General features: G+C 46.3%; 15 protein-coding genes. 7 read left to right on the forward strand and 8 right to left on the reverse strand.

What is annotated here, in order from left to right:
- Positions 1–56: 56 nt before the first annotated feature.
- The gene (locus Q1Q15_RS03525) at positions 57–1715 is read left to right on the forward strand and encodes a glutamate synthase-related protein (protein ID WP_300456719.1); all 1659 of its coding nucleotides are present in this window, start codon (positions 57–59) and stop codon (positions 1713–1715) included.
- 48 nt (positions 1716–1763) lie between these two features.
- Here the strand turns inward: Q1Q15_RS03525 and Q1Q15_RS03530 are convergent, their stop codons facing one another.
- The 4 genes from Q1Q15_RS03530 to rnhA form a co-directional block, all read right to left on the reverse strand.
- On the reverse strand, positions 1764–3059 hold the full coding sequence (locus tag Q1Q15_RS03530; RefSeq protein ID WP_300456722.1) for a helix-turn-helix domain-containing protein: 1296 nt from the start codon (positions 3057–3059) through the stop codon (positions 1764–1766).
- Between the two features lie 97 nt (positions 3060–3156).
- Positions 3157–4950, reverse strand: coding sequence for a hypothetical protein (locus Q1Q15_RS03535; protein ID WP_300456725.1), 1794 nt, complete (start codon positions 4948–4950; stop codon positions 3157–3159).
- A gap of 90 nt (positions 4951–5040) precedes the next feature.
- Positions 5041–6261, reverse strand: a complete 1221-nt coding sequence (locus tag Q1Q15_RS03540) for a SpoIIE family protein phosphatase (protein ID WP_300456728.1) — start codon at positions 6259–6261, stop codon at positions 5041–5043.
- Between the two features lie 110 nt (positions 6262–6371).
- On the reverse strand, positions 6372–7049 hold the full coding sequence (rnhA, locus tag Q1Q15_RS03545) for a ribonuclease HI (protein WP_300456731.1): 678 nt from the start codon (positions 7047–7049) through the stop codon (positions 6372–6374).
- A gap of 329 nt (positions 7050–7378) precedes the next feature.
- On the opposite strand from rnhA, the gene Q1Q15_RS03550 reads away from it, so the two are divergent.
- From Q1Q15_RS03550 to Q1Q15_RS03565, 4 genes are all read left to right on the forward strand, one after another.
- The gene (locus tag Q1Q15_RS03550) at positions 7379–8638 is read left to right on the forward strand and encodes a DEAD/DEAH box helicase (RefSeq protein ID WP_300456733.1); all 1260 of its coding nucleotides are present in this window, start codon (positions 7379–7381) and stop codon (positions 8636–8638) included.
- 105 nt (positions 8639–8743) lie between these two features.
- Positions 8744–9310, forward strand: a complete 567-nt coding sequence (locus Q1Q15_RS03555) for a flavodoxin family protein (RefSeq protein WP_300456735.1) — start codon at positions 8744–8746, stop codon at positions 9308–9310.
- Positions 9311–9387: 77 nt separating this feature from the next.
- Positions 9388–9654 carry a hypothetical protein gene (locus Q1Q15_RS03560; RefSeq protein ID WP_300456738.1) on the forward strand — a complete coding sequence of 89 codons (267 nt, stop codon included), beginning with the start codon at positions 9388–9390 and terminating at the stop codon, positions 9652–9654.
- Positions 9655–9747: 93 nt separating this feature from the next.
- Entirely contained in the window at positions 9748–11277 is a 1530-nt protein-coding gene (locus tag Q1Q15_RS03565) for an AMP-binding protein (RefSeq protein WP_300456741.1), read from the forward strand.
- Here Q1Q15_RS03565 and Q1Q15_RS03570 read toward each other — a convergent pair.
- A complete protein-coding gene (locus tag Q1Q15_RS03570; RefSeq protein ID WP_300456744.1) occupies positions 11274–11786 on the reverse strand; it encodes a DUF6125 family protein in 513 nt (170 codons plus the stop codon). The genes Q1Q15_RS03565 and Q1Q15_RS03570 overlap by 4 nt on opposite strands.
- A 259-nt stretch (positions 11787–12045) precedes the next feature.
- On the opposite strand from Q1Q15_RS03570, the gene Q1Q15_RS03575 reads away from it, so the two are divergent.
- A complete protein-coding gene (locus Q1Q15_RS03575; RefSeq protein WP_300456747.1) occupies positions 12046–13440 on the forward strand; it encodes a sigma-54 dependent transcriptional regulator in 1395 nt (464 codons plus the stop codon).
- Here Q1Q15_RS03575 and Q1Q15_RS03580 read toward each other — a convergent pair.
- Together Q1Q15_RS03580 and Q1Q15_RS03585 are read right to left on the reverse strand one after the other, a co-directional pair.
- Positions 13425–15311 carry an ATP-binding protein gene (locus tag Q1Q15_RS03580; RefSeq protein WP_300456750.1) on the reverse strand — a complete coding sequence of 629 codons (1887 nt, stop codon included), beginning with the start codon at positions 15309–15311 and terminating at the stop codon, positions 13425–13427. The two genes, Q1Q15_RS03575 and Q1Q15_RS03580, sit on opposite strands and share 16 nt — an antisense overlap.
- 19 nt (positions 15312–15330) lie before the next feature.
- Positions 15331–16980, reverse strand: coding sequence for an ABC transporter substrate-binding protein (locus Q1Q15_RS03585; protein WP_300456753.1), 1650 nt, complete (start codon positions 16978–16980; stop codon positions 15331–15333).
- Positions 16981–17933: 953 nt separating this feature from the next.
- On the opposite strand from Q1Q15_RS03585, the gene Q1Q15_RS03590 reads away from it, so the two are divergent.
- Complete coding sequence (locus tag Q1Q15_RS03590) at positions 17934–19187, forward strand: ATP-binding protein (protein ID WP_300456756.1); 1254 nt, start codon at positions 17934–17936, stop codon at positions 19185–19187.
- Positions 19188–19201: 14 nt separating this feature from the next.
- Here Q1Q15_RS03590 and Q1Q15_RS03595 read toward each other — a convergent pair whose 3' ends face one another.
- Positions 19202–20185, reverse strand: coding sequence for a D-glycerate dehydrogenase (locus tag Q1Q15_RS03595; RefSeq protein WP_300456758.1), 984 nt, complete (start codon positions 20183–20185; stop codon positions 19202–19204).
- Positions 20186–20252 lie beyond the last annotated feature (67 nt).

A 20252-nucleotide genomic window follows, 5' to 3' on the forward strand; every position in this document is an offset into this window, starting at 1 on the left:
AATGAACAACCATAAAATTTAAATATGTATCATAATTTAAATAAGGAGATCGAACGATGGAAATGAGATTTTCAAAAGGAAATGATGCCCTGGGAACTAAAAACAGGGGGAATGCCTGCGAATCAAGTCTTTGTACGTTATGCCGGGCCGATTGCCAGGGGAAATGTGAAACATGGCTGTCCAGCATGGTTGGCAGAAAATTATTATATCCGAGAAGCTTTGGCCTGGTAACGGCCGGTGCCAACAATACCACCCATGTGGGCGTGTCCTATAATTCTTTGAGAATTCAAGGGTATGCCTATGGTTCCAGCGGCCTCACCGGAGACATGACCCATGATGCGGATGATTGTATTTTTCCCAATGTCAGCCTTGAAACAGAGTTCGGTAAAAAAAAGAAAACAAAGATCCGTATGCCCATGATGACCGGTGCCATGGGGTCAACTTTTATTGCAGAAAAATACTGGGATTCTTTTGCCATTGGTGGTTCGTTGATCGGTATTCCCGTGGTGATCGGTGAAAACGTGGTGGGGGTGGACCAAAATTCTGAAATCGGTCCCCAGAAAGACAAAAAGGGTAAAATCGTTAAAGCGCCTGAGCTTGACCGGAGAATAGAAACCTATTTGCGGTATTTTGACGGATATGGGGCCATCATTGTCCAGCTCAATGTAGAGGATACGCGCAATGGTGTGGCAGAGTACGTCGTGGATAAGTATGGGGACAAGTGCATCATTGAATTAAAATGGGGCCAGGGAGCAAAGAATATTGGTGGGGAAATACAGGTCAGGAGCATTGAATATGCCATTTTCCTGAAAGAACGGGGCTATGTGGTTGACCCTGATCCGACGCTACCTGAAGTTCAGCAGGGATTTGAGCTGGGCGCGATCAAGTCTTTTGCCCGACACAGCCGCCTGGGCGGTACCAACCTGGATACGGTCAGCAAGGTTCAGGAAGATTTCATGAACAGTGTGGCATATCTCCGGGAAATCGGGTTTGAAAGAATTACTTTAAAAACAGGTTCTTATGGGATGGAAGAGCTGGCAATGGCCATTAAGTTTGCCACCGATGCCGAGTTGGATCTGTTGACCATTGACGGGTCCGGTGGCGGGACAGGGATGAGTCCCTGGAATATGATGCAAAGCTGGGGCGTTCCTTCCATTAATCTTCATTCAAAAGCCCATGAATATGCCAGTATTCTATCTGCCAAGGGCAGAAGCGTCGTGGACATGTCTTTTGCCGGTGGGTTCGCCCTTGAAGATCATATTTTCAAGGCATTGGCCTTGGGCGCGCCATATACGAAATTGATCTGTATGGGCAGAGCGGTTATGATTCCGGGATTTTTAGGGGCCAATATAGAGGGTGCCATCTATCCTGAACGACGGGCTGCAGTGAACGGTAACTGGAACGAATTGCCGAAAACGGTTCTGGAAGTTGGCAAGACCGCAGATGAAATTTTTGCCGGTTATCATGATCTTGAGAAAAAAGTGGGGAAAGATGAAATGAAAAATATTCCCTATGGTGCCATCGGGTTCTTTACCCAGGCGGATAAACTGGCTTGCGGCCTGCAGCAGCTCATGGCCGGTGCAAGAAAGTTTTCATTGAATACCATTACCCGGCAGGAGATTTTTTCCGGTAACCGGGAAACGGCTATTGAAACCGGCATTCCCCACGTATCGGACGTGAATAATGAAAGTGCAAAAAAGATATTGAACTCTTAACAAAGCCGTTCATTTGACAGCAAAGGGCCTTTTTTTAGAAAGGCCCTTTTATTTGACCTTGATCCATAAAATCTTTGTCATCTCTTTATGGCGATTGTGCCATTGGGTGGGGGGGGTGGTTTTCAGGTAAACGGTATCATTGGGTTTAAGGTGGTGGGTCTGATCCTGGAAAACCATATCGACCTCACCGGACAGGATATGTCCGATTTCCTCTCCTTTATGCTGAAAAAAATGGGTGGACAGTTTTCCACCGGGAAAAATGGTTACCAGAAAAAGGTCAGCCTTGCCGCCCAGGTCAAAGGGGTTGAGCTGGGTGATATCCATACTTTTTTTATCCCAGTTCGGGTCATGGATTTTGATGGCATCTGAACCGCGAAAAATGGTTTTTTCCAGGGGTGTTTTTTCCTGGAAAAACGATCCCACAGCAACGGAAAGATGGTTGGAAATTTTATAAAGTGCCGGTATGGAAGGGAACACCTGGTTGCTTTCAATCTGGGAGATATTGCTGGGGGTCACCCCCACAAGCCGGGACAACTCCTTTTGTGACATCCCCTGGGTTTTCCGGAAAGCTTTAATGGCAGATCCCAGATCATAAAGGGGGGAGGGCTGTTGATTGCCCTCAAGCATAAAATTGTCCCCTTGAAACGTATAGTATAAGGATTTTCCCAGGGCTTTGGGGGATCGGTTTTCTGCCTTGAGGAGTTTTATTCTGGTTTTTCCCTCTTGGATGGAAAGATCAATCGCCACCTGGGCCACCTGATTGATATGGGCTTTTAATTTATGGGAATGCGCGCCTTTTTCAATGATCCAGTAAGCAATGGTATCCAGTTCATACAATTGGGGGCAGGTATGGGAATAAAATTTTAAAATATGGTCTTCGCCGTCCCATAAATCAGCCATACCTGTGAGACTCTCAACGACAAACCGGACATCTCCTGACAGGGTTTTATGCAGTCCGTAGATGGCATCGGATACGGCCTGGGGAAGTTCCGGCCGGGTGACTTTGATGACCTGGTAAGGCCATTGGGCCCCATCTTTTTCATAAAATTTATTAAAAATCCGGGCCTTATCGCCTTTGCCGTTTGTAAAACAATCCAGGATGGTCAGTTGCTGATTCTCAGCTAAAGGCCCCAGTTTTTCAATTAAATTTTTCGGGGACCGGTCAAAGGAGACATAGACAATGGGTTTGTTTTGTTGCTGGGATTCCTGGATGAACCTGGTACAGAATTCCGAGGCAAGGCTGCCGGCATCATCATACCAGACGACATTGTCCCCGATAAACAAGCTGTTGATCATCCGGTTCAGCCCGCTTATTCCTGATGATACTTTTTTTTTGGGGGTCATTTAACCGCCTTATTGCCTTTCATAAATGAAATCGCTCTATCTTTTTTTACCCCTCCTCTTTTGTCTCATACAGCAGGAACGGCACCGGATATTCCTTTCATGATCCGTTAAATTCGAGCCATTCAAACCAGATGGGATAATTATTTTTATACCATGCCAGAATGTCTTTCAGCTTTTCCTGGTCCCCTTGGGAAATGGTGGCTTCCGGTATTTTTGCAAAGTGGAGAATGACTTTATTTCCAAAATGTTCCAACGCATCGGTACACAGGGTTTGAAGCTCGTTTCTGATCCTCCCTGAATCTGAGATCTTCACTGCCCGGGTTTTGAAATCCTCTCCTTTTAAAAATCGATTGAGCAGCGGACTGAAAACCAGTTTGCTTTCCCCAAAGGTTTCCAGCAATCGCAGGGCAAAGGTGATTCTTTTATCGGCGGTTTCCGAGGTCATCCGAACCGTGACCGCGTAAGTGTCATCTGATATCTGTTTGACACCGGGGGATCCGGAATAGGGATCCGGGAGCATGTATCCGGATATGGCCAGTGCCTGCCATTTTTTTTCAGCAATCAGGTCATCGGCTTTAATGATTCTTTTTTTCAATGGAATCCCGGCATTGCGGGCCAGCCGAATGCTTTCCCGATAGGTTTCAATCAAGGCATCATCCACTGTTTCTCTGGCAAGTTCATTTTTAAAGTGCTGTGCAAAATTATCAGTATCCGGGTTCAGTTTCATGCAGGCGGCATCTCTATCAAATCTCAGTGCAAATTTGGAGGACAATACCGCCAGAGAGACATCAATATTAAGTATTGAGGAGAGGCTTGCCGCCTGTATGGCCTCAGCCGATGCCGCATAGCCGTCAACCAGGAACAGATGCGTATCATTGTTTTCATCTTCCCATGTCTTCACGGCAAAGGTCGGTGCATAGGTACCGGAATCTGTAAACGGGTGAAACCCTGTGGGCAGGGTCCAGTTTTCATCCACCAGATGGGCCCCCTGGTCATGCCATTCTTTCCATATTTTCCCGATACGGGGTTCCCGGCGTTTGCCCTGAAGCGTCCATACATGAATAAAACCGGGTTTTATACCGGGATAGGTCATTTTTATGGCCTCAACCACTTTTTCCCTGGGGGTGAAATAATTGATCAGCAAAGAGTCGTCAGCCGCGGTTTCAACGACAGCTTTGGGCAAAACAAGGGTCCCGATATAGCCTTCATATTGATCGGTAATGGCCAGGGGTTGATCAAACAGGTGAAAGACGGTTAACGGGCCGGTTTTTTCTCCTTTGGCAAACCGGGACGTATTTTCCAGCGTATCAATGGCCGCACCCCACACCGTGATGTCTCGATGGGCCAGGGCGCGCCTGAAGTCTTCCCAGGCATACCCTTTGTCATTGATCAGTTTGAGGATACAGACGTCCAGGTACTTGGCCACTTCCGGTCTCGCATAGACCCTGCCGAAACCCAAAAGAGGATTGGCACCCATTTCAGGGGTTTCGCCGGCTTTCGGCATGAGTCCCTCCCCTAAACAGACCATGATGGCATGGTTTTCAGGTAATGTCCGGGAGAGATACCAGAGACTTTCACTCATGGCATAGGCAGAAATGGCATCTGCATCTTTTTTCACAAGGTTTAATTGTGTTTTTTCCAATCCCGCGCCCTGGCCAAATCGGCCAAACAGCTTTGTCCCAAGCGCAGTGACAGCCGACGTCATTGCCAGCATTTTTTCGGTCCGGTTGTCCACAAAAGAGATTGAATTTGTTAAGTCATCTTCGGTTTGACCCTTTATCCACTCAATGTTAACATCTTCAAGCCATAAATGCAGTCTGCCGAGAATCGGGCGGGTATCAAAAGCCCATTGTGCAATAAGGTTTTTTTTCTTTATGCCTTTGGTGTCCATTGTTTGTATCCATTCAGTTTGAGTTTTTAAAAGACCTTTATCATTTACCATCCAAATTCAAAAGAAAATTTTAAAGAAAAAAATTGATGTTTAATCATCAAACCCATTATATTCGATGACCAGAAGGGTAATATCATCTTCCGCTTCGGTCCTTTTCCGATGCTTCCATTGTTCTGCCATGACCTGCTCAACAATCTGGTTCGCTGGTTTGTCCGTCAATTGCCTTAAGGTGGCGTAAAAATTTTCCTTGTTCAAATAGGCCCCTCTTGGGCCAAAATAGTCTATCAACCCATCCGTATAAAGGACGATTTTATCTCCCGGATTTAAACGGGTTGTATATTGAGATGGCGGCGGGTCCTGACCAAGGCCGATAATTGTGCTGTGCTGATGCAGAATTTCGAATTTTTTGGATGTGCCGATCACAAGGGGAGGAACATGGCCTGCACATCCATAAATCAGCTCTCCGGTTTCTACATTGAGCAATATATAGACAATCGTAAAATAACAATCAAATCGTTCAAACGGGAATTCTTTTTCAAGGGAAGTTAAGACCTCCCGGGGGGTAAACGGGGTCTTGTTTGCTAATCCCTGGGCGTGCAGCTGGTCCAGAAACTGTTTTACCGTAACGGCGATCAAGGCAGCTGAAACACCGTGACCGCAGACATCAAGCATATAGGCACTGATATGCGTTTGCCCCTCTTTATAGATATGAAAAATATCCCCCCCAATGGTCAGGCAGGGTTCAAAAAACCAGTCTACCCGGATGTGCGGCATATCCGGCAGATTTTTCGGCAGTAAATTTTTTTGAATTTCACCGGCTTTTTCAAGGTCTATATCGATCTGTTTCTGCTTTAGTTCCAATTCTATTTTTGACAATTCTATTTTGGTGACATCATAGACAAACACTAAAATCATTTTTTGGTCTCGAAACGTGATGGGCCGGGATGTAAATTCAAAATATTTTTTTACCGGAAGCCCTTTGATATAAAAAATTCGTTCCAGAAATTTTTTTTCATTCATTTTCTGGTCTATCAGCGTATTGAGCAGTGACCGTTTTAATATACAGGTCTTGCAGGCCGATGTTTCACCACAGGGTTTATTCTCATTAACAGCGTTGATGCATCCGGTAGCAGAGCCAAACGAAATATCGACAAGGTTTGAACCGGTGGGGTTGAACAGTGTCATAAAGCTGTCATTGAATTGGCGGATTTGAAGGTTCTCATCTGCAATAAAAACGGCGGCATCAATATTCTGCAGCAATATATTTAAAAATTCATTGGAATCTTTAAGTTCTTTTATGTCAATATCCATTTGTGTCCCTTTGATATCCTGACATCATAATTTTTTACCCTGTCTGCTTTTATCACAGTCCAGGCAGAATAACATTGATATGGATCAAAAAAAAGTGGGTTGATTTGCCTTTATTTTTTCAAATATCCCTCATCCACCAGCAGGGATTTTCCCCCCTGGGAAGCAGCGCTATTGGCAAGGACATCCGCGCGTTCATTGAGGACATTTCCTGCGTGTCCCTTGACCCATTTAAAGGTCAATTTTGGGAATTGTTCAACCAGATCCAGCATGATTGCCCACAGGTCAGGATTGAGAGCAGGGTTTCCATCTGATTTTTTCCAGTTCCGCTTCCGCCATCCTTTGGCCCACCCCTTGACAATCCCATTGATTGTGTACTGGGAGTCGCTGTGGATTGTTACGGGACTGTCGTGGTCTTCTATGTTTTCCAGGGCAGTGATGACAGCCATCATTTCCATCCGGTTATTGGTGGTATGCGTGTATCCTTGGGCGATTTCCACGGTTCTGCCGTTGGTCATCTGCATGACGACACCATATCCGCCAGGCCCGGGATTGTTGAGCGCGGATCCATCTGTGTAGACAATGATCTCATCTGATGTTGCTTTGGGGCTCCTTGCGGAAGGAACAGGTTCAGTGGTCTTCATTCCAATAGCCGGTATTTTTAATGGTATGGCATCAAATACCTGATAAACACTTCCAGGATGGTCGGACTGGTATTCCTTTGCTTCTTTGGCATTTGTGAAGATGGCCCCATGTCCGGTTTTTGAAGTAGAGATGGTATGGTATTTCATGAAACTCCTTTTCAAATTTAATAGGTGGTCACTATACTACAATAAAATTCGATTAAATGGCAGTACCAAATAGTGTGTTAGATGTGAACGGATGCAGCAATTGTTCAGCAGCCGTTGGGTGTTATCATAAGAATTGCGGGGATGTATGATTTTTAGCTTGTGTTTGTTGAAATGTGTGATATACTATTTTTTTTGGTACCATCCGGTCGGTACCTGAAGTGTTGCGGTCGATTCCTTCCTTAGTTTGACTCAATCCTTACGAATTTATCATCTCCGCCTGGATCGGCCCCTTTGACAGGGGCGGGCTATAATCAGGAGTACTATAATATATGTCATTTGAAAAATTAGGTCTTCGGACCGATCTGCTCCGTGCTGTGAAGGCACAGGGGTATACTATTCCCACCCCCATTCAGGCCCGGGCTATTCCCGTGGTTCTGGAAGGCAAGGATGTCCTTGCCGGTGCCCGTACCGGTACCGGGAAAACAGCCGCTTTTGCCCTGCCGATTCTCCAGCGCTTGAGTGAAACCCAGAATAAAGGGCGCCATCCGCGTGCCCTGGTCCTGACACCCACCCGGGAGTTGGCGGCTCAGGTGGGCGAAAGCTTTGAAACATACGGAAAGCATCTGTCTCTTCGTACTACGGTGATCTTTGGTGGGGTAAATATCAATCCCCAGATTTCAAAACTGAGACACGGCGTGGATATTGTGGTGGCCACACCCGGAAGACTTCTGGACCATGCCGCCAGGCGAACCCTTGATCTGTCCCGGATCGAAGTCCTGGTTCTGGATGAGGGCGATCGAATGCTGGACATGGGGTTTATCCATGATATCCGTAAGGTGATCAAGCTTGTGCCTGTAAAACGCCAGAACATGCTTTTTTCAGCCACATATTCTGATGAGATCAAGCGGCTGGCAGACGGACTGTTGATAAAACCGGTCCTGATTGAAGTCTCCCAGAGAAATACAGCCGCCGAAGGCGTGACCCAGATGGTTTACCAGGTGCCCCAGGCGGGTAAACGGGGCTTGCTTTCCAGCCTCATCCGTGAAGGCAATTGGCATAAGGTTCTGGTGTTTACCCGGACCAAGCATGGTGCCAATAAGCTGACAAAGCAATTGTTAAGCGACGGTGTCAGTGCTGCCGCCATCCATGGCAACAAAAGCCAATCCACCCGGACAAAGGCACTGGCTGATTTCAAGAGTGGCGCCGTTCAAACCCTTGTGGCGACGGATATTGCTGCCCGGGGTCTGGATATTCAGCAACTTCCCCATGTGGTCAATTTCGATCTTCCCCATGTTCCGGAAGATTATATCCATCGGATTGGCCGTACCGGTCGTGCCGGTGCTGATGGTATTGCCCTGTCCCTGGTCAGTCAGGATGAGCAGAAGCTTCTGATGGGGATTCAGCGCCTGTTGAAGCTGCAGATTCCTGTAAAGGAATCCGGGATACGGATGCCCCCAGCGGTTTCAAAACCAAAATCAAGACCAGTGGTTGCTCGGAAAAAAACGCAGAATGCCCGGGGAAGAAAGGCGATATCCGGTTGGCTTTCTTCCGGTCACCAGCGGATGAAAGAAGCCGGCGCAAGGGCATGATAAGCGCTATTTTTATTGTCTTGAAAAAAGAATGTTGATGTTCAGGTAAAAAAAAGTATACACTCTTTGGGGTGAAAAATGAACGTTTGGACGAAAGGAGTCCCAATGAAAATAACAGCATTACAGGGCAGTGCCAGAAAAAAAGGAAATACTGCCAGAATCCTGGGCTGGGTTGAGGAAGAACTGGTATCCCTGGGACATAGTGTTGAAACCATCTACTTGAATGCTCAAACCCTGAACGGATGCCTGGGATGTGCCAAGTGCAAAGAAACACCCGATTCGGTGGGGTGTGTTCAAAAGGATGATGTCCCTGAGATTTTGGGCAAAATGGTCAGTTCACAACTGGTTATCTTTGCCACGCCATTGTATTTCTGGGGGTATACCGCCCAGATCAAGGCGGTGGTGGACAGGACTTACAGCCTGTACACAAATTATCACCAACCAGATCATGTATCCCTTGTGGCAGGACAGCGGCAGGCGCTTCTATCGACGGGGGCCGGACCCTATGAAAACAATGCAGAAGGCCTGTTCACGGCTTTCAGGCGAATGCAGGAACCGCACAAGACCGTCAATGCCGGTGAATTGTATATTGGTTCGTGCACAACCCCGGATATGTTAACCGATTTAGCGCGTCGGCAGGCCATTGAATTTGCGCAAAAGATTGTTGCCTGATCTACTATGGTCTTTTGTTAAGATTATTTCGGTCAGTTTAATTTTATTTGAATCTCATATGGTTGGGGGGAGAAATCATGAAATCCATCCTTGCGGAATTTGACGATACGACAAAAAAAATTTCCATTAAAAAGGATGCCGTTGTGGAAGACTGGGTTGCGGTGTGTCGAAAATTCAATGATGACGTATCCCGGATTTGTGACGTCACGGACCAGGAGGACTATACCACCCTGTTTGAGTGTTTTGATGATGCAAATCAGCGGTTTTTTTATCTGGTAAAGGAAGACAAAACCGTATATCGGATGAAACACAAACATTTTTTTGATAATCTTGGGTTAAAATAAACCATCGGGAGTTAAACCATTCCACACCCAATGATTTGATGGTTTAGGAAAAATAGAAAAGACAGGGAATGCCAATATCCTTTTGGAGTGCAAATGATTAAATCCATGAATATTGCCTGGTGGGTTCAGCGCTGGTCTGAGTTGACACCGGATAAGACCGCGATCATCTTTGAAGACCAGACCATTTCTTATAAGGCGCTTTGCACAAGGGCAGACCGGACAAGCTGCTGGCTTCAATCCATTGGGATTGAAAAAGGTGACCGTGTGGCTGTGATGCTGAATAATTGTCCTGAGTTTATTGATCTGTTCCTTGCCTGTTCCAGGCTTGGAGCGATTTTTGTCCCCATAAATTTTCGAATTACATCGGTTGAACTGGATTATTTTATTAAGAATTGCCGGCCAAGGCTTTTTGTCCATGGGGAGGATGTGGCTGGGGTCGTGAATGCCCTTGTACTGGAAAGTTACCTGCCTCCCATGATGGTCTCGGTGGTGGGAACCACCCGGCTTAAGGGCCGGGTATTTGATTTCGTTGAAGAATCAAAAATATTTGACGGAAAACGGCCGTTTTTGACCCGGTCCCTTGGGCCTGCCAATCCAGAAGAACCCCAGGTGATTATGTATACGTCGGGCACCACCGGAAAACCCAAAGGTGCGGTATTGACCCATCGAAAAACATTTTTTAATTGTTTGAATGCCGATATTTTTTTCAAGCTTCATTCCAGTGATATCATGCTGATTTTTCTTCCCCTGTTTCATTCTGGGGGGCTTTTTATCCAGGCAGCCCCGATTTTTTACAAGGGTGCCACCATTGTGCTTCACAGAAAATTTGATTCTCTCAAGGTTTACAGGGATATTGAAACATACCAGGTGACCAAATTTTTAGGTGTTCCCACGGTATACAAGGAATTGTTAAAGGTTGAGCCGGAAATGAGGGGCGATACGTCTTCTCTCCGGGTCTGTGCCGGGGGCGGGGAAAAGCTCACCGACGATTTGATTAAAAAATGTGCCCAGGCCGGTCTTGCGTTCCGCCAGATTTTGGGTCAGACAGAAACCTCCATCCTTTTATGGGCATCAGAAGATGATCCCTTGAAAAAGCCGGGAACGGTGGGGCGGCCGGTTTTTCATGCAGAGGTTTCTATTATAGATGACCGGGGAAGGGTGGCAAAACCGGGTGAGGTTGGTGAGATCGTTGTCCGGGGGTCAATTATGATGAAAGAGTATTGGCAGGACCCTGTGAAAACAGAAGAGACCATTAAAAACGGATATCTTCATACAGGGGATCTGGCCCGCATGGATGAGGACGGGTTTTTCTACCTGGTGGGAAGGGCAGGGGATATGTATATCTCAGGAGGGGAAAACGTCTATCCCGCAGAAGTGGAAAAGATTCTCAAGCTTCATTCAGACATTGAGGATGTGGCTGTCAAGGGAATGCCCGATGAGACATGGGGTGAAACCGGGCATGCCTTTGTCATCCTGTCACCGGGCGCATCCCTTTCCCAGGAGGATGTCATTGCCCTGTGCCATGGTAAACTTGCAAAATATAAATGGCCTAAAAAGGTGACGTTTAAATCGGAATTCCCCCGGACCTCTCTTGGCAAAATCAGAAAAGGGGCGCTTTCTTAATTTTTCAAAGCGAAGCGCCATTTACAGAACAGGTCATCCGGGTGGGGATCCGGCGGCGCAAACACGCACTCAACCATGATACGCGCATCAACCACCTGGGCAAAGCTTTGAAATTCTTTTTGATGCATGTATTTGCAGACATATTCCCCCTGGCCACGTTTGAGACGGGCTTCCTGGGCAGGGCATGATGGTACGGTAAGGATCACCGCATCTTTTTTTTCTTCAAATTTGTAGTCCACCAGGATACACCAGGGAAATAATTTTAACGCCTGGACAAACCCTGCAAGCCCTTTTTCAAGAGGATTAAATTTTTCTTTAAGGTCTTTGGCAGCAAAACCAGCCACTCGGTCCCAGACCTGTTCATTGATCTTTTCTGCAGTGGGTTGATCAAATTTTTCAGCAACTTTGATAAACCAGAACGCATCCATGACCCTGTAGCTCTGTAAAAGAAATTCAATATAGGTCTGAAGTTCTTTTTTGCTCATGGTTTCAAAAATGTCTAAATTCATACGCCTCCTTGCTTGAATGAAAATGGTTAAAATGCATTAATCCAGATGGTTTCCGTTTGACCTTATGTGTATGGGCATTGTTTGTTATACAATATTTTTATGGTTTTTCTATACTGGGTTGAAAAAAAAATCAATTTTAGAAAATTTATTTGAACCCATGGTAAAAAAATGGAATCTGTAGTATTTCCATGATGAGACGGCAGTCCCCGGGGGTATGGACAGACAGGAAACAGGGTTTGGATTTTTGGCTGGGAAAAATATGGTTTCACTACATGCACGGATTTTGGTGGTTGACGATGATGAAGCCATAAGGGATGCCTTAAGGGTGATCCTTGAAGATGATTATGATGTTGTCTGTGTCGACAGCGGATTCAAAGCCGTTGAAACGGTAAAAAAACAAGTGTTTGATCTGGTTTTCCTGGATGTTGTGATGCCTGAAATGGATGGTATCGAAACGTTGAAGCGGATCAGATCCCTTGACAAAAACCTGGACATCATCATGGTTTCTGCTGTGGATCGTGCCCAGGAAGCCAGCGAGTCCATAAGGCATGGCGCTTATGATTATATTACCAAACCCTTTGATCATGAAATTATATTAAACCGGTTGGAAAAAGTTCTTTTGAAGCGGAACCTTGCAAAGGAAGTCAAGTTTCATAGAACTGAAGCCGCTTCCGGCACTCAGCAGACCCAAATTATCAGTCGATCAAAAAACATGGCTGCTGTGTTTGATATCGTGGCAAAGGTTGCCCGAACATCCAGTAATGTTTTGATCACAGGAGAAAGTGGAACCGGAAAAGAACTGGTCGCCCGGGCAGTTCACCATGGGAGCCTGCGCAGTGACAAACCCTTTGTTGCCATCAATTGTGCGGCCATACCGGCAGAACTCATGGAAGCTGAATTTTTCGGCCATGAAAAAGGGGCGTTCACCGGTGCCCATAAACAGACCATGGGTAAATTTGAATTTGCTCACCAGGGAACGCTTTTCCTGGATGAGGTTTCCAGCTTGAAACCTGAATTCCAGGCAAAGCTGTTACGATTTATCCAGGAACGTGAATTTTCACGGGTGGGCAGTCATCGTACCATTAAAGTGGACGTCCGAATTGTTGTTGCCACCAATACCAGTCTGGATGAGATGGTGAAAGACGGGTCGTTCAGGGAGGATCTCTATTTCAGGCTTAATGTGGTGCCGGTATTGTTGCCGCCCCTTCGCAATCGAAAAGGGGATGTCCCGTTGCTGGTAGATTTTTTCCTGGACAGGTTCAACCGCCAGATGAATAAACGCATCAAAGGCTTTACTCCGGATGCCATTGCCCTGATGGATGCCTATCCCTGGCCGGGAAATATCCGGGAGCTGGAAAATCTTATCGAACGGATGGTGGTATTGGGATCAGACAATAGGTTCCTGGATGAAAAAGATCTTCCCTTTGACCTGTTGTTCAGCACTGAGACGACAACAGGGGCGGATAGATGCGCCGGTGAAAATAAGGGGTTGATCCAGGCCCGACAGTCTTTTGAACGGCTCTATATTTTGAGGGCGCTTCAGAATTGCCGATGGAACCAGACCTCGGCTGCCCATCTGCTTGGGATTCATAGAAATACCCTGATCCAGAAAATGAAAACACTGAACCTTAACCGGGATCAGAATACGTTTTGATGCTGCTGCTGTATGGGCAGGGTAACTGAAAAGCAGCTGCCTTTCCCTGTTTGACTTTTTGCTCGTATCTGACCCTTGTGTTCTGAGATCACCTTATGGGTAATGGCAAGACCCAGACCGGTCCCCTTGGATTTGGTAGTAAAAAATGGATTGAAAATATTTTGAGCCAGTTCCGGGGAAAATCCATGGCCGGAATCCTTGAAATCCATTACCAGATGATTGTCTTGCGCTGATACACAAATGGCGATAACGCCCCCGTCCGGCATTGCCTGGGCCCCGTTCTGCAGGAGATTGATAAATACTTTTTCAAGCTGGGCCGCATCTGCCATGATCCTGGGCAGATCATCCGGCACATCCCATTGACAGTCTATGCCCCGGGCTTTAAAATCCGCTTCCAGCCGTTCAATACTCTGCCTCAGCAACGCTTGGATATCTGTCTGTTTGAAATTATATTTTGGCAACCTTGACAACTCCAGGAGTTCTTCTATTAGGGCGTTGAGGCGGTTGATTTCCCTGGGAACCGTTCGCTGAAACTTCTCCAGGAACCCGGGTTGTTGTATTTTCCCCGGCAGCAGGGCCACATAGGTTTTAATGGCAGAAAGGGGATTTCGAATTTCATGGGCCATGCCGGCAGCCAGGGTTCCCAGGTCGGCAAGCCGCTGGTTTTGACGGATTTCAGCCTCAAGCTGCTTAAGGGCGGTAATATCATTGAGGGTGAAGATCATCTGCCGGGGGGTTTTTTTATCCGATTCAAGAACACCTGCACCGACCAGGATCACCCGGGGGGCGCCATCCCTTTGGAGATGGACCTCCCGCTGGTTCCCGGTAGACGGGTTTTCAAAGGCGTGCTGTATATACGCTGCAAATGGACTGGTTTTGTCAAAAAGTGCTAACGCATGTCCGCCTTTGACGGTGTGGTCCCGGGGGATTCCCAGAATATCATGGGCTGCCGGATTGACAGTGGTAACAATCCCGTCCATGTCAACGGCCAATAGGCCGTCATTCATTGTGGCCAGTATTTTTTCAGCATATTGCTGCAAGTGTTTGATTTGTTTGAGTTGGTTTTCCAATTGCTGTTTTTGGACAAGAATTTCCCGGATCATGGCGGAAAAATTGGATGCCAGGATCTCCACTTCATCCCGGGTGTGAATGGAAATTTCTTGTTTTAAATTGCCCCGGGCAGCTTCAAGCGTGGCCTTAACCAGGGTTTCCAGGGGGCTTGTGACCCGTTGGGCCGCCCAGTTCGAGACCAGGATACCCATGGCAAGGGCGACAGATCCCAGGATCAGAATACTCCAGAGGGTCTGGCGGATCTGCAGATACATCAGTTCAAGGGATAAGCAGACCCGGATGGTTCCCCACCGATCCCGGGTACCGGGAAGGTATACGGGTACGGCCACATCCATGACCGGTATTGTGCTGAATTCAGTTGCATGGACGGTAATTTCGGGGTCTGTTACCTCAACGGCATTCAGGCTGGTAGTGTCTGTCAGTAGCTGGTTCTGGAGATCAGGTCGTCGGCTGTAACCCGCCACTCTTCCTTCCTTGTCATGGACAATTACATAAAGGATGTCAGGATTATGGACAGCTTGATTGGCCAGTTTTTCCAGGGCAACATAGTTATATGTAATCAAGTGATCAACGGATATGATCCCCAGATTTTTTGCAATGGTCAGTCCCTGTTGTTCAATCCTGCCCCGGATGGTCCGGGTTTGAAGTATTCCCAGAACCAGGGCAAGCGTGGTCAGCAACAGCAGGAGCATGATCGAGGTGATAAAGATAAATCGGTAGCGCAGGGAAACAAAACCGGGTTGTTTGACTATCTTTTCCCTGCCCTGGAACACACCATCATGTTTTTTCTCCTGGCGCATACCGTTCCTTTGTAAATGTTTAGTTGCCTGGGGGGGCATTCTCCAGCCAGATTCGATTGAGCGGCATGGTATGGGCTCCCAGGGCATTCACGGTAATGGATTTAACATAGGGTTGATACACCCGGTCCACGTTCATATAAAAAAGCGGGATCAGCGGGGTTGTCGTCATGATCTTTTTTTCGATCTCCTGGTACATCTTTGCCCGGCGGACCGGTTCCACAATTCCCCTGGCCGTCAACAGCATCTGGTCCACACGTTCATCCTGAAATCCCATGAAATTGGTAGGGGATTCAGATGCAAAAAGAGAGTGTAAAAAACTGTCCGCATCCGGCATATCAGCAAACCAGGCATACCGGTAAATCTGGACATCCCTTGATCCCAGATAGGCTTCAAATTCTTTCCAGTCAGAGATATATTTGACCCTGAGCTTTATACCGATTTTGGCCCAGAAGCCCTTGATCATATCCATTTCCTGCTCAACGAGAGGGGTTTGGATGGCGGATACAATCTCAAGTTCCGGTAGATTTTTCACGCGCTTTCCAATGGATTGTTCCAACTGCTGAAGGGCAAATTCCGGGGTATCATCCGCCATCCGGTTCAAGGGACTGTATCCCGGCATTCCAGGGGGTAAAATGGTCCGTGCAATTTCAAACTGCGCTTTATAGATTTTATTAACAAATGCTTCACGGTCAACGGCAATGGAAAGGGCTTTTCGAAGTTCAGGATTTGCAAGGTTGGGATGCTGCATGTTCATGCCGTAAAAAAAAAGGCTCAGAGAAGGCCTGTGAAACCATTGAAGCCCTTTGATTTCAGAGAGTTTTTCTCTGCGGTTTCCGTAGACGGCCATTTCTTCAAGTGCACCCGCTTGAAAATCCGATAGCACCAATGGGTCTTGTCCTCCCGGATAGATTTTATAGTGGATTTCATCAAGAAAGGCCGGCCCGGCATAATAGTCGTCAAACCGTTTAAGTCGGACAGTTTTTCCCTCTTCCCAGGACATAAACCTGAAGGGGCCGGTTCCCATGGGATACGATCCAAATTCATTGCCAAGCCGAAGCACTTCTTTTTGGGGAACAATGGCAGCCTGGTACATACCCAGGGCTGTCAGAAAGGGCGCATGGGATTCTTCAAGACGCACAGTGAAAATCTTTTCATTTTCAATGGCCAACCCTTGAACCCTTTCTATGGTTCCGGCCCGGTATTCCTTTGCCCCGACAATTTTGAGCAGATGGGGCAGGACAGCAGGCGCAGGTAAGGCCCGCAAAAGCCTGCTGATGGAAAACACCACATCCTTTGACGTGACGGTTTCCAGATTATGAAAATGCGCATTTTCCCTCAGGGTAAACCGGTATACCTTGCCCTCTTCTTTTACCTGCCATGTTTCAGCTAAATCCGGTAAAACAGAAAGATAGGGGTCAAACCGAACCAGGCCGTTAAAAAGCTGATGAACAAGGGCAATGCCATAAATATCCTGAACATAAGCTGGGTCAAGGGTGGTTGGGTTACTCCTCAACGGTACCCGGTAAATGCCGCCCCGGAAGGGTACTGGCGCGGATACTGTCTGGTTTATTGTCACTTGCTCTTCCTGGTTTGTGCAGCTGGGCAGGACAACCACATTGAGGAAAAGAAAGAAAGTGAAAAAGAGGTAGGGTAAAATTGGCAAGTTCATTTTTCTCCTTAACCGACAAATGTTCAAAGAAAAAAGAAACTATCATATGAAGGGGGGGGATTGCAAGTATCCAAATGATAATTCAGTGATACCTGGGCTATTGATGACCTGAAATGGAATAAAAAAACACGGTAGAGATGATACCGTGTTTTTTTTATCTGCTTGAGCGTAAACAAGCACATTCTGTGTGTATCACTAGCCGGGACCGCCTCCGCCACCAGCCAGAACAGGCATTGCATATCCGGCAACCAACACACCAATTACAAATAATTTTACCATTAAATCTTTCATTGTTTTCTCCTTTTTCTGAGTGTCACGTTTCTGCTTGATTCAATATCAATCCAGTCATCATCTTGTTGACCATTGATATAGCAAAGCAGGGACCATTGATTTTTTTTTGACTATTTATTTTTTTAACTAACCGAAATTATATAATAATATTATTTTTTGGGATAAATTTTTCAAACAAGTGGCCATGGGAAATGCACATTCCCATGTGCAGGTAGAATTTTAATAAGTGGAAATCAGAATCGTTTTTTTTTCTTGGGTTGATGTTAAGATCGCCAGTCTTTGCTTGGGACAATCTGCCCATGTTTATGTGCAGATTGTCTCTATTTGTATGCAGTGGTTTTTCTTCTACATTTCAAGTGGTTGTATGATCTAAGGCGGTTCGGTATGATATCCGCCCATAAATCAGTGCATTTTTTGTATATCAAGGATTTTACATCAAGGTAAAAAATATTATTTTATGTTTTAAATTCAGTAAGTTATATTTATTGTGACCTTGGTTATGACCTGGCACAATCCTTGCTCATTGACTCAATGGAAGATTTGGTTTTAACGATTTAGATATACAACAAAATAAAATATTATCGGAGGATTCGCTTGATACGGTTTCATACTCAAAGATTTGAATCCTCCAAAGCATCAGTTGATTTGCGGATTTCTCTTTAATGAACACTTTAGTAGCGGATACACATCTATTGAATGATTCCTCATCAGGGCCAGAGATTGATATCAATTATTTGAAGAATCTCGAACAGGAAAATACACGCCTGAAACATAAGCTTCAGCAGACACAGAAAATGGAAGCCATTGGTGAGCTTTCAAGTGGGATTGCTCATGATTTCAATAATATTCTTCAGCCCATCATTGGCAACCTGGAGCTACTGATAGAGGATACACATGATGACAGGAAGCTTCAAAATACCCTTAAAAATGTACTTACAGGTGCCAACAGAGCCGGCAGTCTGGTGAAACAGATTCTCAGCTTCAGTCATCAGTCAGACTTTGAGGTCAGTTCTGTAAAAATTCAGACGATTATCAGGGAAGTATTAAAATTAAGCCGGTCAACGCTGCCAGTCACAATTAATATAATGCAGACCATTGACAATGCGTGTGGACCGGTAAAGGCAGATCCCACACACATTTATCAGATTGCCATGAACCTGATTACCAATGCATTTCATGCAATGGGTCAGGAAGGCGGAACCCTGGATGTCACACTCGAAGAAATCGACGTCACAGGAAAGGCCCCGGGAGAACTGATCTTGAATCCGGGGCCGTATGTCTGTTTAAGCGTTTCTGATACGGGTGAGGGTATAGATGCGGCTATCAGAAACAAGATTTTTGAGCCCTATTTTACAACTAAAAAAAAGGGGGAGGGGACAGGGCTCGGGCTTTCCGTTATTTCCGGTATCATAAAAGGCTATGGCGGAGAAATTTGCTGCTCCAGTGAGCCGGGAAAGGGAAGTCTTTTTCAGGTATACTTTCCCAGAGATCATGGCTCGTTTAACATCCGCTCGCTTGAAGAGGATAAAAAAAAAGATCTGTACGGGTGTGAATCCATTCTTTTTGTTGATGATGATCCGTTTATTGTGGATGTCCAGAAACAGACCCTTGAGCGTTATGGGTATGTTGTCACGCCGTTTGAGAGCAGTCTTGGTGCACTGAATGAATTTAAAGCCAGGCCCGGAGTTTTTGACATTGTCATCTGCGACATGACAATGCCCACGCTGACCGGTCTGGGCCTGGCAATTAAAATCAAAGAGATCCGTCCTGATATCCCGGTTATTATATGCACGGGTTTCAGTGAACAGATCAACAAAAACAATTACCAGGACATGGGGATTGACGGGTTTTTAATGAAACCGGTTAACAAGGAAGAATCGCTTAAGCTGATCCGGGACCTTTTGAACCCCAGGTGACATTTATCCTAGGATCATGATTTCAGGACCTCGGGATTGACCATATGCGGCACCCGGCCGTTCCTGTAAAATTCAATAATATTCATGGCTGCCATTACTGACATCTGATCCCGGGCTTCTTTTGTACCGGAGCCCACGTGGGGCAGAACACAGACATTTTCCATGAACAGGAGCGGATTATCCGGTTGCATGGGTTCCGGGTTTGTCACATCCAGGCCGGCTCCCCAGATATCACCCGTCTGGATAGCCAGGGTCAGATCTTTTTCATGATGCACAGGCCCCCTGGCCGTATTGATAAAAATGGCCGAAGGTTTCATCCGTTTAAAGGCGGACCGGTTAAAGCGTTCTCTTGTTTCGGCAGTTAAGGCGCAATGAACTGACAGCACGTCGCTTTGAGCCAGCAGATCTTCATAATCGACATGGACAGCATCCAGCAGTTTTTCTGCAGCCCTGTTCCGGTTCCGGTTATGATAAATGATGTTCATGTCATAGGCATGTTTACACCGCAGGGCCATTTTAACGCCAATCCGCCCAAGCCCGAAAATGCCCAGGGTCTTATTCTTTAATTCACACCCAAGGTTTCCGGTGGGCTTGAAATGTCCCCATTGTCCGTTGATAATGGTTTTATGCAGAAAAAACATTTTCCTTGCAACGGCTATCATCAACCCAAAGGCAATGTCTGCTGTGGCTTCGCTCATGGCATCCGGGGTAAATCCCACGGGAATGCCCAGGCTCGTGGCTGCGGCAACATCAATGTTGTCGTACCCCACAGCAAACTGGGAGATGATTTCCAAGTGACGACACTGGGTTAAAAAATGTTGATCAATCCGGTCGGTCAGGGTGCATAGCAGGGCATGGTGCTGGATTGCACTTTCAATTAATTCCATGGATGTCATGGGCCTTTCGTTTTTCCACAGGGTCAGATGAAAATTTTCTTTTTCCAGAAGCCTGATCCCTGCCCTGGGGTATAGCCGTGTCACCAGTATTTTTTTTTCCATTCCGATTGGGTCCTTTGTCTGGTTTTCCCGCTGTTATTTTCCATACATGTAATGAACAGGTACTATT

Source organism: Desulfobacula sp. (genome assembly GCF_030145145.1).
Classification (GTDB): Bacteria; Desulfobacterota; Desulfobacteria; order Desulfobacterales; family Desulfobacteraceae; genus Desulfobacula.

Excerpts from the sequence above, each read along its gene's own strand:
- Q1Q15_RS03575 (WP_300456747.1), top strand. The coding sequence starts at position 12,046 with ATGGTTTCACTACATGCACGGATTTTGGTGGTTGACGATGATGAAGCC.
- Q1Q15_RS03590 (WP_300456756.1), top strand. The coding sequence starts at position 17,934 with ATGAACACTTTAGTAGCGGATACACATCTATTGAATGATTCCTCATCA.
- Q1Q15_RS03530 (WP_300456722.1), bottom strand. The coding sequence starts at position 3,059 with ATGACCCCCAAAAAAAAAGTATCATCAGGAATAAGCGGGCTGAACCGG.
- Q1Q15_RS03585 (WP_300456753.1), bottom strand. The coding sequence starts at position 16,980 with ATGAACTTGCCAATTTTACCCTACCTCTTTTTCACTTTCTTTCTTTTC.
- Q1Q15_RS03550 (WP_300456733.1), top strand. The coding sequence starts at position 7,379 with ATGTCATTTGAAAAATTAGGTCTTCGGACCGATCTGCTCCGTGCTGTG.
- Q1Q15_RS03555 (WP_300456735.1), top strand. The coding sequence starts at position 8,744 with ATGAAAATAACAGCATTACAGGGCAGTGCCAGAAAAAAAGGAAATACT.
- rnhA (WP_300456731.1), bottom strand. The coding sequence starts at position 7,049 with ATGAAATACCATACCATCTCTACTTCAAAAACCGGACATGGGGCCATC.
- Q1Q15_RS03525 (WP_300456719.1), top strand. The coding sequence starts at position 57 with ATGGAAATGAGATTTTCAAAAGGAAATGATGCCCTGGGAACTAAAAAC.
- Q1Q15_RS03580 (WP_300456750.1), bottom strand. The coding sequence starts at position 15,311 with ATGCGCCAGGAGAAAAAACATGATGGTGTGTTCCAGGGCAGGGAAAAG.
- Q1Q15_RS03535 (WP_300456725.1), bottom strand. The coding sequence starts at position 4,950 with ATGGACACCAAAGGCATAAAGAAAAAAAACCTTATTGCACAATGGGCT.
- Q1Q15_RS03565 (WP_300456741.1), top strand. The coding sequence starts at position 9,748 with ATGATTAAATCCATGAATATTGCCTGGTGGGTTCAGCGCTGGTCTGAG.
- Q1Q15_RS03540 (WP_300456728.1), bottom strand. The coding sequence starts at position 6,261 with ATGGATATTGACATAAAAGAACTTAAAGATTCCAATGAATTTTTAAAT.
- Q1Q15_RS03570 (WP_300456744.1), bottom strand. The coding sequence starts at position 11,786 with ATGAATTTAGACATTTTTGAAACCATGAGCAAAAAAGAACTTCAGACC.
- Q1Q15_RS03595 (WP_300456758.1), bottom strand. The coding sequence starts at position 20,185 with ATGGAAAAAAAAATACTGGTGACACGGCTATACCCCAGGGCAGGGATC.
- Q1Q15_RS03560 (WP_300456738.1), top strand. The coding sequence starts at position 9,388 with ATGAAATCCATCCTTGCGGAATTTGACGATACGACAAAAAAAATTTCC.